This window comes from Occallatibacter savannae (assembly GCF_003131205.1).
In the GTDB taxonomy this organism is placed as follows: domain Bacteria; phylum Acidobacteriota; class Terriglobia; order Terriglobales; family Acidobacteriaceae; genus Telmatobacter; species Telmatobacter savannae.
The window spans coordinates 612998-628655 of sequence record NZ_QFFY01000002.1 but is presented as its reverse complement, the minus strand read 5'-3'; the positions used below and the strand labels follow the sequence as shown (position 1 = coordinate 628655).

The 15658-nt window shown below is 56.2% G+C and carries 8 protein-coding genes; 5 read left to right on the top strand and 3 right to left on the bottom strand.

Annotated elements, in window-relative coordinates; all coding sequences use genetic code 11:
* Positions 1 to 34: 34 nt before the first annotated feature.
* Genes DHV10_RS10135 through DHV10_RS10125 form a run of 3 tightly spaced genes read left to right on the top strand, consistent with a single transcriptional unit; the run spans position 35 to position 6094 of the window.
* Entirely contained in the window at positions 35 to 2521 is a 2487-nt protein-coding gene (locus DHV10_RS10135; RefSeq protein WP_109486220.1) for a tetratricopeptide repeat protein, read from the top strand.
* Entirely contained in the window at positions 2518 to 4269 is a 1752-nt protein-coding gene (locus tag DHV10_RS10130) for a CRTAC1 family protein (protein WP_109486219.1), read from the top strand. Before DHV10_RS10135 ends, DHV10_RS10130 begins: the two co-directional genes overlap by 4 nt.
* Before the next feature lie 46 nt (positions 4270 to 4315).
* On the top strand, positions 4316 to 6094 hold the full coding sequence (locus DHV10_RS10125; RefSeq protein ID WP_109486218.1) for a CRTAC1 family protein: 1779 nt from the start codon (positions 4316 to 4318) through the stop codon (positions 6092 to 6094).
* 4 nt (positions 6095 to 6098) lie between these two features.
* Here the strand turns inward: DHV10_RS10125 and DHV10_RS10120 are convergent, their stop codons facing one another.
* Entirely contained in the window at positions 6099 to 7688 is a 1590-nt protein-coding gene (locus tag DHV10_RS10120) for a tetratricopeptide repeat protein (RefSeq protein ID WP_109486217.1), read from the bottom strand.
* Positions 7689 to 8240: 552 nt separating this feature from the next.
* Here DHV10_RS10120 and DHV10_RS10110 point away from each other — a divergent pair.
* On the top strand, positions 8241 to 11321 hold the full coding sequence (locus tag DHV10_RS10110) for a hypothetical protein (protein ID WP_162601392.1): 3081 nt from the start codon (positions 8241 to 8243) through the stop codon (positions 11319 to 11321).
* A gap of 30 nt (positions 11322 to 11351) precedes the next feature.
* Positions 11352 to 12392, top strand: coding sequence for a VWA domain-containing protein (locus DHV10_RS10105; RefSeq protein WP_239461445.1), 1041 nt, complete (start codon positions 11352 to 11354; stop codon positions 12390 to 12392).
* Positions 12393 to 12412: 20 nt separating this feature from the next.
* Here the strand turns inward: DHV10_RS10105 and meaB are convergent, their stop codons facing one another.
* Both meaB and scpA read right to left on the bottom strand, forming a co-directional pair.
* Positions 12413 to 13462: a methylmalonyl Co-A mutase-associated GTPase MeaB gene (gene meaB / locus DHV10_RS10100; protein WP_109486213.1), complete on the bottom strand. Its 1050-nt coding sequence runs from the start codon at positions 13460 to 13462 to the stop codon at positions 12413 to 12415.
* Positions 13463 to 13505: 43 nt separating this feature from the next.
* The gene (scpA, locus tag DHV10_RS10095) at positions 13506 to 15656 is read right to left on the bottom strand and encodes a methylmalonyl-CoA mutase (protein WP_109486212.1); all 2151 of its coding nucleotides are present in this window, start codon (positions 15654 to 15656) and stop codon (positions 13506 to 13508) included.
* Positions 15657 to 15658: the final 2 nt, after the last annotated feature.

Sequence of the window (15658 nt, the reverse complement as noted above, 5' to 3'; positions counted from 1 at the left end):
CTCTAAAACAGGTATTCAGAAGGTGGATCCTCGCATGTCATCGAAGGGAGCGGTTATCTGTTGCCGAGGATCCGCTCGTTGGGCAGGCGTCATCGCAGCTCTCTGCGTTTCCAGTCTTGCGCAACAAAAAGCCTCAATCTCACCATTTCACGATGCGGAAGAGCTCCTCGCACAACACAGGCTGGCAGAGGCTCGGACTGACGCGCTTGAGCAGTTAAAGACGCATCCGAGTGTGGACGGTTACAACTTGCTCGGCATCATCGACTCGAGCCAGCAGAACTATTCGGAAGCTGTCGACGCATTTCAGCATGCATTGCGCATGAAGCCCGGCTCTGCGAAAACGCTGAACAATCTTGGCAACGCGTACGCAGCTCAGCGTCAATTCGATCTCGCAGAGCGCCAGTTCCGCGCGGCTTTGCGCAGCGAGCCGGCCAATCTCGACGCTAACTACAATCTCGGTGTGCTGCTCATGATGAACGGCAGCGCGGCAGAGTCGATTCCGTATCTCTTGCACGTGCACACTCCTCAAGCGCAATTGAACCTGATACGTGCTTATCTTCAGACGCACCGTACCGCAGACGCATTGCGCGCAGCAGATGATCTCGCGAACCGCAACAAGAGCGACGTCAAGGTTCAATTTTCACTGGGTCTGCTGCTTGCATCGGAACGACAGTACAAAGCGGCTCAGCGTGTTCTGGACCAAGCAGCTGCACTGCAGCCCGACAGCCTCGAAGTGCTGTATAACCTCGCGCAGGTTCTCCTTCGCACAGGCGAGAACGCGAAGGCAGAACTGATTTTGAACCGCGCGATTCGCATACAGCCGGAAAATGCCGACGCACTTTATTTGCTCGCACAAAGCTATGCGGGCCAGTCTCGTCCTCTGGATGCTCTGGATGCTCTAGTGCGGGCCCACAAAGTTGCTCCGGACAATGTGGACGTCATCTCCCTCACGGCGCAAATCACGATGTCTCAAAACTATTTTGAGGACGCGATTCCTTTACTTGAGTCCGGTCTGAAGATTGCGCCCAAACGCCCTGATCTCCTCGCCGCTCTTGGGCAGAGCTATTTCATGGCTGGCAAAACTGAAAAGGCGATTGAGGAATTCAACATGCTCCTCGATGTTGAGAAATCGGCGCGATCCTACGCTTTCTTGGGGCTCTCATACCGAAACCTGGGCCGCTTCGATGAGGCCAAGAAGTACTTCGACCGTGGCATCGCGCTTGATCCGCACAGTGCGACATGTCTCTTCAACCTTGGATTCATCGCTGAGCGGCAGGGAGATGCCGCAGGCGCCCAGCGGTACTTCGAAGAGACACTCAGGTACAACCCGAAGTACTCTGATGCCCTCTTGGAATTGGCCAACATCCACAGCGCCGCAAAGCGGCTACCTCAGGCCGAAGAACTATTGCGCCGCTACGTGAAAGTCGCACCAGACCCCGCAAACGGTTACTACAAACTCGCCATGGTTGAGAGAGGCCTGCACGAGAACGAAGCTGCGAACCGCGATTTGAACGTATTCAAAACTCTTTCCAAAAACGCCCAGGCCGGGCCCTATCCATTCGAACATCTGTTTGACTATCTCAATAGCCGCTCGGAGCTGGGTGCCGGCGCTCGCACACAACTCGACATTACCGAACTGCAGGCTGAGATCCAGCGACACCCGAATCAGCCGCAAAACCTTTACATGCTGGTGGAAGCGTACCTGAAATCCGGCAGACTTGAGGAAGCCCGAAAGACTGTAGGTGAGCTCGACAATCTGAGCTCGAACGACTTCCGCACTTTGAACGGCACCGGTGTCCTGCTATCACGATACCGCCTATATGACGATGCGATTGCGCACTTCCAATCCGCTCTGCAGGCTAATCCGAACTCAGACGAAGTCAAGTTCAATCTCGCTAATGCCTACTTCGAAGAACGCAAGTATGCGCAGGCGATGGAGACTGCCCAGCAGGTCTCAGAAGCTGGCAAAAAGGATGACGCGTATCTCACGCTGATGGGCGACATCTACGCGCATCTTGGCGACAATGCCAACGCAGCCGCGATCTTCAACGACGCAATCTCTCGCAATCCGGACAACGACCAGAACTACCTCTCGCTCGCACTCGTCAACCTGCGATCCAACGACGCAGCCGCGGCACAGAAGGTTCTGGCGAAGGGCCAGACACGCATACCTCATTCCGGGAAGATTTCATGGGGGCTTGGCCTTGTGGCGGCGATGGCGGGCAATGCGGATGAAGCAGCATCTCGATTCGAACATGCGATAGAGCTGCTGCCGGAGTGGGCGGGCGCTTACTCGACTCTGGGGGTGCTCTATTTTCAAATCGGCGAAATTGACAAAGCAAAAGAGGTCTTGAATCGCTTCAAGGAAAGCAGCGTTGGACCGAGCCTTGACATCAGCCGCATTGAACAGGTCCTTGATCGCGCGACTGCTCCAGGTGAAGCTACGACACATTCCCTGGCGGCGGAGAAGCGGCAACAGCTGCTGCAGTTCGCGCTGTCGCTGTCGGACCAGACCCTATGAACGTTCGATTCCTTCGCGCAACGGCTGTCGCGGTTGCGATTGCAGTTGAATTATCTGCACACGGCACATCCGCTTTCACCCAAAGAACGAGCAAGCCTGTTATTCACGGAACAGCCCCTGCCCCGTCGGTCAGGTTCGTCGACATACACAACTCCGCCGGAATTCATTTTGTTCAGGACTCGACGGAAACCGAGGAGAAGTATTACCTCGAGACGATGGGCACTGGAGTTGCATTCCTCGATTACGATCAGGACGGATTGTTGGATATCTATCTTGTTCAATCCGGAGCTACGGACGCCTACAAGCCCGCTCACCCGCTGCGCTCCGCCCTTTACCGCAACAACGGAGACGGCACGTTTACAGATGTGACGGAGAAAGCCCACGTCGGAGGCGAAGGGCACTATGGCCAGGGCGTAGCGATCGGTGACTTCGACAATGATGGGTATCCCGACATCTATGTGACGGGGTACGGTAGCGCGATTCTTTACCACAACAACGGTGACGGAACTTTCACTGACGTGACCGCGGGAGCAGGTGTCGCTGACAAAGAGAACTGGTCTACGAGCGCCGGGTGGTTTGATTATGACAAGGATGGCTGGCTCGACCTCGTGGTCACGAACTATATCGATTGGTCGCCGAAAAATAACCTCTGGTGCGGAGAACACAAGCCGGGCTACAGGTCCTACTGCAATCCAAACAACTATCGCGGCCAGAAGACCACCCTCTACCACAACAATCACGACGGCACCTTCACAGACGTAAGCGAGAAATCGGGTGTAGCCAAACCGGAGTCCAAAGGAATGAGCATGGTGCTCGCGGACTTGAACAACGATGGCTGGCCCGATATCGCGGTGGCCAACGACACCTGGCCCAACTTCCTTTTCGAGAACAACCACGACGGCACGTTCAATGACGTTTCGCTGATCTCAGGCCTCGCCGCGAGCGAAGACGGCCGCTACGAAGCAGGAATGGGCATCGACGCGGCTGACGTTGACGGGGACGGGAACCTCGACATTTACATCACCCATCTTGATTTCGAGCTGAACCGCCTCTATCACAACAATGGTGACGGTACGTTTTCCGACGCAACCTACAGCTCAGGCATCGGAAACAAAGCCATCCTCCTGAGCGGGGTCGCTGCGAAGTTCATGGATTACGACAACGACGGCTGGCCCGACATCCTCCAGGCGAACGGAGCCATGCTTGACAACGTGCAGCTCTACCACAGCCTGGTTACCTACAAGGAGCCGCTGCTGATGTTTCGCAATCTCGGGCGCGGGAAGTTCGAGAAGGTTTCAGACTCGCTCGGTCCGGATTTCAACCGTCCAATGGTGGGACGCGGCCTTGCAACGGCAGACTTTTTGAACGACGGTCAGGTCGGCATCGCGGTTAACTGCCGAGGTGAGGAACCGCTACTTCTGAAGAATGAAGGAACCCCGAATCACTGGGCTGAGATACTTCTGATTGGGACGAAGTCGAATCGCGATGGAACTGGCTCAGTACTCAAACTAGCTACTGGCGGTGTTACCCAGGTGGACCAGGCGAAAGGCGGAACAAGCTACATGTCGGCAAGCGATCCGCGGATTCACTTTGGATTGGGCAAACGATCCAGGATCGACTCACTCCAGATCACGTGGCCCAGCGGGCAAGTGGACAAGCTTACCAACGTTCCCATCGACAGCATCGTGGCCGTGAAGGAGGGTGTGGGCATCGTTCCCCATTCATTTCCAAAGGTGAAGCCGCGGTGATCAAGTTTCCTTCTTATCTGCTGACTTTCTATAATCTCGGAATCGCATGATCATCCCACGCCGCCGCTTTCTCGGATCCACTGGCTTCCTTCTCGGCAACGCTCTACTTGACCGTCTCACAACGCCGCTGTGGAGATCGCGCGCTTCTCAGCAGTTGAAAGCCGCTGTGGCGTCCACTCCGGCTTCGCCAGTGCAGTTCATCGATGTCGCCGAGCGTGCAGGTCTAAACGTAGCGAACGTCTGGGGCGGGACCGAACATAAGCGCATCATTATCGAGACCAAAGGTAGCGGAATCGCCTTCTTCGATTACGACAACGATGGTTGGCTCGATATCTACCTCACCAACGGAAGCCGGCTTGACGCGAAATGGCCTGCAGGCTCGGCTCCCACGACACACCTGTTCAAGAACAACCGAGACGGCACATTCACAGACGTTACGGAAAAATCAGGAATCGGCCGAAGCGGCTGGCAGACCGGTGTTTGCGTCGGCGACTACGATAACGACGGGTGGGACGACATCTTTTGCACCTTCTGGGGACATAACATTCTTTTTCACAATAACGGGAATGGAACCTTCACCGATGTCACAAAGAAGGCGGGCCTTGCACAGGAGAAGGGCCGATGGGGCACCGGCTGCAGCTTTGTAGATTACGACCGCGACGGCCATCTCGACCTGTTCGTATGTAATTTCGTCCGTCTCGATCCCGACAACCCGCCCTCCATCGACAATGCGAGCTTTTGCCAGTGGAAAGGTGTTCCGACAATGTGCGGTCCTCGCGGCCTGCCCGGCGACACCAACATCCTCTACCACAACAACGGAGACGGAACATTCACGGATGTCTCGGAGAAAGCGGGGATTCTCAAACCCGGCCCTCGCTACTCGATCACTTCGGTCTGCTGCGACTTCGATAACGATGGATGGCCTGACATCTACGTCGCTGTCGACTCAATGCCCAGCATTCTTTACCAAAACAACCACGACGGCACATTCACAGATGTCGCCGTCATCTCCGGGTGCGCCTACAACGCGGACGGCCACGAACAAGCCGGTATGGGCTTGGGCGTCGCGGATTACGACTGCGACGGTTGGTTCGACATCTTCAAGACCAACTTCGCCGACGACACCAGCGACCTCTACCACAACAACGGCGATGGTACGTTCACCGATCTTTCTTTCAATTCCGGTTTAGGGATCAACAACACCTACGTCGCCTGGGGTTGCGGCTTCATCGACTACGACAATGACGGATGGTCTGACATCGTACAGATCAACGGGCACGTCTACCCCGAGATCGACAAGTACAACTTCGGCGAGACGTTCAAGAATCCCAGGCTTGTATATAAGAACCTCGGAAACGGGAGTTTCAAAGATGTTTCCGCGAGCATGGGGCCGGGAATCACCGCTCGCTACTCAAGTCGTGGCGCGGCTTTCGGAGACTACGACAATGATGGCGGCATGGACATTTTGATCCTGAACATGAACGAGCTTCCATCGCTGCTTCACAACATCGGCGGCAACAAACAGAACTGGATCAAGCTGAAGCTCGTCGGCACCAAGTGCAATCGAACGGCAATCGGCGCCCGGGCTCGAGTCATCGTCGGTAAACATGCTCAAATGGCAGAGGTCCAGAGTGGCGCCAGCGTCATGTCGCAGAATGACCTCAGGCTGCACTTCGGCCTTGGCTCAGCCAAGACGATCGATGTCATTGAAGTGAAGTGGCCTACAACGCAGAAAATCGAGCGCTTCGAGAAGGTAAAGGTCAACCAGATTCTTACGATCCGAGAAGGTGACGGCATCATTTCTGCCCGGCCACCTGCGTCATGACCGATCAGGGCCGCGCCGACCGCTCCTGTGAGCCTCCGCCGACCTGCACCAGAAACTGCTTCACTTCCTTCCGCTGCTCGTTAACCGTGGCGGCCTGTTTCTTTTTGAGCTCTTCATGAAGCCGGAACTCATCACCGGCCTTCGCCTTCTCTCCGAGCCGATCGTACGCGACCCCCAGTCGGTAGTGTGCTTCTGTTGACTGCGCATCTGTTTCGATCGCCCGTCGATAGTAGTCCACTGCTGTTTTGAAGTCACCGCGTGACGCCTCGATGATTCCCAATTGCAGAAAGGCATCGCTGCACTTGGGATCGGCCTTCAATGCTCGCTGCAGGTGACTTTCAACCACGCCCAGGGTTGCAGGGTCGATCCGCTTCCCGTGCTCCTTCCAGTACGACATCGCATAGTAAAGATTCGCAGTGGAGTTTGATGGCTGCATCTGGACGAATCGCTGCAGCTTGCTTTCGATACACGGCAGCGAGTCGGGGGCCGCGGTCTCAACTTTGCCCATGAACAAATATGGTTCGGCGTCTCCCGGGTTCAGGTCCGATGCCTGGCACAGTCGCCGGGCAGCATCGTCATAGAGCGCTCCAGCAAACAGAGCTGCACCAAGGGCCGTAAGCATGCGCGCAGATTGGGGGTAGGCCTTTGCGCCCGCGTCAAAAACATCTTTCGCCTGCCATATCGCTCGGTGCGCCAGCAATTCGGAACCCCAGGCAAAGGTATTCTCCTCGCTGGGATCTTCTTTGGCCGCTCGTTCGAATTCGCGAACCGCGGTGAGAGGGTCACCGGATTTCTCGGCGATTTCGCCCGACAGTCTGTGCCATTCCGGCTTGTTCCCACTTGAAAGCAGATGACCAAGATGATCTTGAGCTTCAGAGAGCTTGCCGATGCGAGCGAGGGCTAAGGCCAGCTCATATTCAGCCTGCGCGTCCTTCGGGTTGAGAGAAAAAGCCGTTTGCAGGGGCATGATTGCATCGGAATACCGTTCTGCCCGAAGATAAAAACGCCCTAGGTTGTGGTTCGCCTCGACACTTTGAGGCGATTTCTCCAAGGCTGCGCGAAGGTCTTGCTCGGAGGCCCCGGGTGTAGTCGAATCGGAATTCGACTTCAAGCGAGAGGTTTCACGGTTCAACGCTTCGCTCATGCGCAGGTTTGTATCGGACCCGTGACCTCCGGCAGCAGTCCAGTCCGTCACGGCGGCGACCGTAAAGTTTGGCCTGTCTGAGAACTCCATCTGCGACGCTTCGCCAGAAGCCGAAGTAAGTGTCAATTCCACTCGCTGGACAGACCCTTTCCTCGTGAGGCTAACCGTTACCTCAGAACTGTGCCGCTCGCCTTTCGAAGCGCTGAGGAGATAGGCGCCAGCTTTAAGGCTCGAAAAGCCGAAGGCCCCGGATGCATCGGTCTTCCGCTCCTCGGCCTCCCCATCTCCCACGTGTTGAAGACGCACAGTGGCATCGACGACCGCTCCGGAACTATCGCGTACCGACCCGGTGATCGAGCCGTTGGCACCGCGCTGAATCTGCGAAAAGCCTAGCCGCGCCATCAGCAGCAAGCTGAAGAGAACAAAGAGGGTTCGAAGATTTACTTTCATCCTTCACATTCCCGTACACACAACGCGGTTGCCGGAGAAACCACCGCTGCTTGAATAGCCCGAGTGCTCCGTCATATTCAAGGAGTCCTGACCTCTACTCGACGAGCCCGAACCGCCGGAGCAAGAACGAAACGTCAACCAACGTAGTGTACCCATTCCGCCGCGCAGCGCTCCCCCGGGACAATGCTAAGTGCCTGACAACAAATTGTGCTTGTAGGAAAGCGCTCCTCGCAAGTCCGTAAAAATTCGACCCCATCTAGATCGAGTTTTGATAACAGCTTGCCGGAGACAGATTGTTTTGCGATGATGGTGGACCTACGAGCGCCTCCTGCCCCGCTCTCGGAGGCGCAGTGAAAGTCAACACTCTTAATCAGGAAACACGTTGCGGCGCATCTCAGTCGGAGGCCATCCATCTCTACCCTCACCCGTGCAAAGCGAAAGTAGATCGGGAGCACTCCACATTAGACAAGCTCCTGGATTGAAAACGTTTGCCTCGTAGAGGAGTCGAGACTATCCGCAGAGATGTTCCGTTCGGTCCCAAGAGGTATCCGGATGAGGTTCTCTCGGCACCAGATTATTCGTAACACGCTTCTCTGCGCGACGGTTTGCTGCGCTTCCGTCTTCTCTTCGATGTGCGAAGCCCAAGCAGCCATCTCTACAAATCCAGATCAATCCATCGTTATTCCCGGCCCGATCAGGTCCTTCTTGCGCATGGCCGGGATCAGCCAGGAAGTGAATCCCGAGCAGGTGCTCCCTTTACTCGCTCGCAACGTATCTCTATATGGCTTCAGCGGCGCAAACCAGAAGGAATACCTTGTCCTGCTCGATCGGTACGTCCACTTTGCACGAGAGCTTCAGGGGCTAACTGACGGTCAGGGCGTAATCCGAATCGGTGGCTGCAAGGATGCTGGCCGGTTGCTGAACACGCTCGGTTACCGGCTCGAGAATGCATGCGGGCAGCGCAATACGGCGCTGATGACGGCAAACGCCGAGCGCGCATTTCTAACCACCGATTCCGGTTTTCCTCTCTCCGCACTGGAGCAGGCGCTGCAAAAGGATGCTCCCTTCGAACATCAGTTTGCCGGCACGCGCGTTCCAGTCATTCTGTCAAACGGCGAGTGGGTCGCGGCATCCAAGTCGCGGCGCAACGCAAGTGACAATCTGCTGGACGTACTCCTGCATGACCAGGACCTGGATCGCCTCTACTCGGCGATGGCCAAGTACGATAGCGATACCCAAGAAGCTCTGGCGCGTTCGCCGGGCTTGAAGAGGCTATCTCAGTCCGCTGCCGTCGTGGACCTATACGGTGGCCAAATCTGCATCAAGGACGGCAAGGTGGCTGTGCCGGGAGACGCCGAAAAGGCTTGGCAGGAACTCGTCGGTGAGAGCCCACGATCACCCGGATCATTCGTAGCCAGCCTGTTCTCGAAAGATAGTGGATGGCTCGCGGCGTATTTCGACGCACTCAGCCGGATCAACCAATCGCAGCAGGCTCACTTCACAGAAGGAAATCGCCTCAAGCGCTTCTACAGCGTGTACAGATCGACGGCCATTCGCACGGACGCGTCCCGAGGAGTCTATCCGAGGAATGGCGACCTTCTCATTCTCCTCTCCTCGCTCAAGTGGCACCCCGACGGCGATGTCGCGATTCCGGGAGACGTAGCTACGTGGGACGCGATCTTCACCCAGATGGCTAAGTCTCGTGAGATACGGCCGTGGCTGGGCCGCGGGCACGAATGGAATACCTCGGGAAAGCTGTTGGAGACATTGATCGGCTCGTCCAACTATCGCGCGGAAAACGGGCCCATCCAGGTTTTTCTCCTGCTCAGTGCTATCGATGCGTCAAGGTCGCCCCAACATCAGATGTCCGCAGACACAGAGAAGCTCCTGGCGCATCGCTTCTCGCAGTTCCGTCACTGGTTTCCAACCTTTGCTGAATTCCCCGCTCTCGATGACGAGGCAATCGCAAAGTTCGTTTTGGCTGCCGACAAAATTGATGGAATTTCAAACTCGACTCTGCGTGCGAATGCGCTTGGAGCGTTTCAGGCAGATGTCGGCATATGGCAAATCCTGGCGCGCCAGCATCAGATTTCCGAAGATCAGCTGAATTCCTCGTGGCTAAACGTTGTCCAGCCCTTCATCGGAACCAATTCTTCTGCACATCTGTTTGAGGCATCGCGAATCGCTCTGCAGGCAACGCTGAAGGCAGCCACAGGCGAAGCAAACCTCTCCCAGGATCAAATTGTGGAGTTGCTCGCCGGGCCCGTCCATGCCGATCGAGACAGCCAGCGCGTACACCAGGAGATTGCGAATAGGATTCGTGCCGTACTCGAGGATCAGCGCCTCGCGTCACTTGACGCTCTGTTCGGCCTTTACGATGGGTTGGGCCAGGCTGGCAGCGGTGGAGCTGCAGGCGGGTCGCTGCTTGCCATGGCCGAATCTCTCCGCGAATTCGAGATGCCGCGGCCAATCTTCACCGGCAACGAACGCAGTTCCTGGGCGCCGATCATCTACAGCAGCCGACACGCAGAGTTGCAGGTCAAAACGGATCTGACCAGGGTTCTGAAGTCTCCGGCTACGCCGTCGCAGCTTGAGGCGGCGCGCGGCCAGCTCACGCCCTTCTTGCGCGACACTCTCGTGGGTCTGAACTATGCATACTATGAGCCACCTGGGGCCGAGGTTCTGCATAACAATCCCCTGTTCGTCCGTTCGCATGATTTCTCTTCGGTTTCTGTTCAAGGGGTGACTGAGATCTGGGATGTGCCTCGCCTGGTTGGAGTAGGAGTGACCGCAGGTGGAGGTGCCTATCTGCTGGGATCGCTAGCCGATCTGCCGTATGCGCTTGCAATGACCGAAGAGGATTTCATCGTGCCGAGGAATGTTCAGGCATTGATCTGGCGCGAAGTGGTTCCGAATCTCATGGTGGGCTCGACACTTCCACGCTGGTGGAACGTGACTCCAAACGAACTGCACGTCGCAACCCTTTACCAAAAGACGGGCGAGGAACTGCTGAAAGCGTCGGTAACCGATCCAGAGACGCGGACGAAAGTTCTCGCAATCCTGTCGGAGCGCATTACGCCAGTTCGCCTGGAGCAGATCTCCGCTAGTTTGCAGTCCAAGAGAGAACTGAAAGAGATCGTCACGGCCATGCCGCCGGCTGATCTCCTCTTTTTGGCGTTCGAATTCCGCGGCAAATACCCGCAGCTTGCTGACCAGCCGGGACCCGCATCCCGTGAACTGAGCGCGATCTGCTCGAAAGACCCCTCCAACACGGGCTGGGAACGCCTCTCCGCAGATTTTGGCGTTCCGCATCCATCGTTCACCGTGACGAACTCCTCGTCTCTACTCAACTCGAAGAGCATGACGAACTATGAAGGAAATGCGGGGAGGATCTTCGCTGAATCATGGGACTCGAATAATCTCTACTGGGCAAGGTTGGCGGATGAAATGGGATTCCCTCCTGTTGAGCTGAACCTTCTCGCTCCGGAACTTACTCGCAACATGATCATGAATATCTTTGCCAGCAATACCGATGATTGGCCTGCGTTGCAGCGTGCGATGCTGCAGACGGGAGAAGAATTTCGGAACGGTAAGATTGCGCGGAACGTAGCTATGGCGAATTCCGCCGAATGACTTAACTGATCGTCAGAATGAGTTGAATCTATGAAAAAAACTGCTCTGGCTTTTTTGGCAATGACTCCTATCCTTTTCCTTCAGTCTGCGGATACGCAGTCTACGCCTCAGGACGAGACTACGCGCCTTCGCATGAATGTCGTCCTCGTCCAACTCAGCATCGCGGTGACTGATTCGAAGGGCAACTATGTAAACGGGCTTAAGCCCGAGGACTTCGAGGTGACTGAAGATAAAATTTCTCAGAAGATTTCGAGCTTCGAGGAAGGAAGCGGGTCCCCGCCGGATATCGAGCCGGATCAGACACTCGATGCAAAGCGGACGGTGCGGCCCGCCGGATCTCAGGAGATCGCGAAGACCGACCTGCACCTCCAGACGGCAAGCACGGCGATGACTGAGCCGCACGGAAATCAGGCGAGTGTTTTTGTCCTGTTCGATACGAGCAACTACATGTACCGCGGGTTTGTCTTCGCTCAGGATGCGATTACCGACTTCATCCGCTCGATGGACGGCGCCAGCAAAGTAGCCTTCTACTCCTATTGTCGCGACCTCTCTCGCGCGATGCAGCTGACTTCGGATCACTTTGGCATCTTGAACGCAGTACGCAGTACAGTCGCCGGAGATGACGCAGCCCTCTATAACAGCCTCCTGCTGACCGTGAAAGATGCCGCTCCTTTGAAGGGCCGGAAGGCAATTGTGGTGTTCTCCAACGGACCGGACAACGCAAGCTCTGTGCCACCGGAGGATGTCGCCGAACTGGCGCAATCTACGGGCACCATCATCTACATCATCAGTACTCGCCAGGCCGAGGAGGATCCAGCTTCAGCCGCTGCCTTTGAAAGAATGAGTCGAGTCTCTGGCGGGAAAGCGTACTTCGCGAAGAACTGGCTTGATGAAAGGAAGGCGTTCTCTTCCATTCGAGAGGACCTCGTACATCTCTACACCTTGAGTTACTATCCGCAAGCCAATCCGAATAGAGGCTGGCGATCGATCAAGGTCAGGCTGGTTGGAAAGGACCTGCAGAAGTACCACCTGCGTACTCGAGATGGATACCGGCTGGCGGCGCAAAGATAGGCTGACTTCGGGCCATCAATCTACAGCAGCGATTCGCGCTTTTTAGCTCGCCGCTGCCGGTCGGAATCATAGAGTAAGAGCAATTGTCGCGCAGCAGCTAAGGGGGTTGTTTGTCCCGCCACCACTTCTTTCTCAATATCAGCAAGGCGCTTCTGCACAGCTTCCGCTGAGACGAACATCTGTTTCAGGCTTCGATCAATGCTCTCATGAAACCATGCCAGGCCCTGCTCACGTCGCAATTGCGCGAGGAATCCGTTCTGGCGCAGCATTCCGTGATGCTTGGTGATCTGGGACCATATCTCGCCTATGCCAAGGCCGGTGCAAGCGGAACAGACACAAGCCAGAGGAGTCCACCCAGAAGCACTTGGAGGAAAGTAGTGCAGTGCGATCTCGGCGACCGCACGCGCCTTCTCGGCTTCGCGAACATTGCTGCTATCCGCCTTGTTCACGGCGATCATGTCCGCGACTTCCATCACGCCTCGCTTGATTCCTTGCAGTTCGTCACCCGCACCTGCGATTGCGACGAGCAGCAGAAAATCAACCATATCGCGGACCGATGTCTCCGATTGGCCGATGCCGACGGTTTCGATGAAGACAGTTCGGAATCCCGCCGCTTTGCATATCAGAATCACTTCTCGAGTACGGGGTCCGATCCCGCCAAGACCTACACCACTTGGGGATGGCCGGATAAATGCCATTTGGCTTGCCGCCAGAAACGGCATACGCGCCTTGTCGGCCAGAATGCTTCCCCCCGTCAGCCGGCTACTCGGATCAATTGCAAGAACCGCGACCTTCTCTTGGCAAGTGGTGATGACGTGTCTTCCGAGAACGTCGATCAGGCTGCTCTTCCCTGCCCCTGGCACACCCGTAACCCCGATCGTGATGGAATCGGCCGTCTGATCACCGCAGATCTCCAGGATCTCCGCGGCCATCGCGCTATCGCCGCGATGAGTACTCTCGATGAGAGTGATCGCCTTCGCCAGCACGGATCGATCGCCGGCGAAAATTCCGTCAGCATATTGCGATAGCGAGAGCCGCGAAGTGTGAGTTGTCCGTAAAACCCTGTCCACTTTGCTTTCGCCTTCCTAAACCGCTGTGTACATCGACCATCGATCACTGTCGAATGCACTTCGGAGATTCGCGCGTACTGATCACCTTCAGGATGCGCTGCGCGGCAGCCGGAATCACGGTGCCTGGACCGAAGATCTCTGCGACACCGGCACGCTGAAGGAAGTCATAATCCTGCGGAGGAATCACTCCTCCAGCTACGACGGCGATATCTTCGTGACCGAGACTGCGAAGCTCCTGAACGAGTTCAGGAACAAGCGTCATATGCCCCGCTGCGAGTGAAGAAGCTCCAACGACGTGAACATCACTTTCAATGGCAAACCGTGCCACCTCCCGCGGCGTCTGGAAAAGCGGCCCGATGTCGACATCGAAACCGATATCGGCAAGAGCGGTGGCGATCACCTTTGCGCCTCGATCGTGCCCATCCTGACCCATCTTTGCTATGAGGATCCGCGGTCTCCTTCCTTCCTGCCTCTCGAACTCCATCACCATCTCTTGTGCTTTGCGAAACTCATCTGACCTTGCAATACACGCCGAGTAAACCCCTGAAATGGTCCGCGTCACGGGTTGATACCGGCCCCACACCTTCTCCAGCGCAGCCGATATTTCGCCGAGGGTGGCGCGTGCGCGCGCTGCTACAACCGATAGCTCAAGCAGGTTTCCGTTCCCAGACCGTGCACATTCTTCGATGCCAGACAGGGCGTCGCTTACGGCTGCAGAATCGCGCTCACGTTTCAAGTCCGCCAGCCGATCGATCTGCGCTGTCCGAACCTGTGCATCGTTGATTGCGAGCACGGGTATATTCACGGGCTCGTCGTTCCGGTACGCATTCACCCCAACGAGGACCTCTTCGCCCGAATCGATGTTCGCCTGCCTGCGGGCTGCTGCTTCTTCAATCCTTAGCTTGGGGGTGCCAGCCTCGATAGCCTTTGTCATGCCCCCCATTCGTTCCACTTCTTCGATCAGGCTCCACGCTGCATGCATGAGTTCGTGAGTGAGCCGTTCTACGTAATACGATCCACCAGATGGATCGATCACTCGCGTAATTTCCGTCTCTTCCTGGAGGAAAATCTGCGTATTGCGCGCGATTCGCGCAGAGAACTCCGTGGGCAACGCAAGAGCTTCATCCAGCGCATTCGTGTGAAGCGACTGGGTATGTCCCAGGGCCGCTGCCATTGCCTCGACGCATGTGCGCACAATGTTGTTATACGGATCCTGAGCCGCAAGGCTCCAGCCGGAGGTCTGGCAATGCGCTCGCAGCGCGAGCGACTTCGGATTCATGGGATTGAATTGCCGCACGATCTTCGCCCACAGCACCCTGGCAGCGCGTAGCTTGGCAATTTCCATGAAGTGGTTCATTCCGATGCCCCAGAAGAATGAGATCCTCGGGGCAAAGTCATCTACGCTAAGTCCGGCCCTGATTCCTGTTCTGAGATACTCGAGTCCATCGGCGAGCGTATAGGCAAGCTCAAGATCTGCAGTGGCTCCGGCTTCCTGCATGTGATAGCCGCTCACACTGATGCAGTTGAACCTCGGCATCTTCTCTGAGCAGTATTTGAAGGTGTCTCCGATGATCCGCATCGACTCCGCTGGAGGATAGATATAGGTGTTGCGGACCATGAATTCCTTCAATATGTCGTTCTGAATAGTGCCACTCAGTTTTTGAAGGGCGACTCCCTGCTCCTCAGCAGCGACGATATAGAAGGCCATAATGGGCAGAACGGCTCCATTCATGGTCATCGAAACCGACATCTCATCCAGAGGGATGCCGTCGAAGAGCTCCTTCATATCGAGCACAGAGTCGATCGCAACCCCTGCCTTGCCGACGTCCCCTCGCACTCTCTCGTGATCTGAATCGTAGCCGCGATGCGTGGGCAGATCGAAGGCAACTGATAACCCTTTCTGCCCAGCGGCCAGATTGCGCCGGTAAAACGCGTTTGACTCCTGCGCAGTGGAGAATCCCGCATACTGCCTGATCGTCCAGGGCTTCAGCACATACATTGTGCTGTAAGGCCCTCGAAGGTATGGAGGAATGCCTGCAGCATAATCCAGATGCTCGAGACCTGTGATATCTCTACCCGAATAAACCGACTTCACGGGGATGTGTTCCGGTGTTAGCCAGCTCACAACATCCGCTTGCTCTCGATCAGAAGCCGGCTGGCAATCGAATGGCATCTTCGAAAAGTCGGGTCTCATCG

Bases quoted from the DNA above. Each gene is read 5' to 3' on its own strand.
- DHV10_RS10130 (WP_109486219.1), top strand. From the start codon at position 2,518: ATGAACGTTCGATTCCTTCGCGCAACGGCTGTCGCGGTTGCGATTGCA.
- DHV10_RS10120 (WP_109486217.1), bottom strand. From the start codon at position 7,688: ATGAAAGTAAATCTTCGAACCCTCTTTGTTCTCTTCAGCTTGCTGCTG.
- DHV10_RS10105 (WP_239461445.1), top strand. From the start codon at position 11,352: ATGAAAAAAACTGCTCTGGCTTTTTTGGCAATGACTCCTATCCTTTTC.
- DHV10_RS10125 (WP_109486218.1), top strand. From the start codon at position 4,316: ATGATCATCCCACGCCGCCGCTTTCTCGGATCCACTGGCTTCCTTCTC.
- DHV10_RS10135 (WP_109486220.1), top strand. From the start codon at position 35: ATGTCATCGAAGGGAGCGGTTATCTGTTGCCGAGGATCCGCTCGTTGG.
- scpA (WP_109486212.1), bottom strand. From the start codon at position 15,656: ATGAGACCCGACTTTTCGAAGATGCCATTCGATTGCCAGCCGGCTTCT.
- DHV10_RS10110 (WP_162601392.1), top strand. From the start codon at position 8,241: ATGAGGTTCTCTCGGCACCAGATTATTCGTAACACGCTTCTCTGCGCG.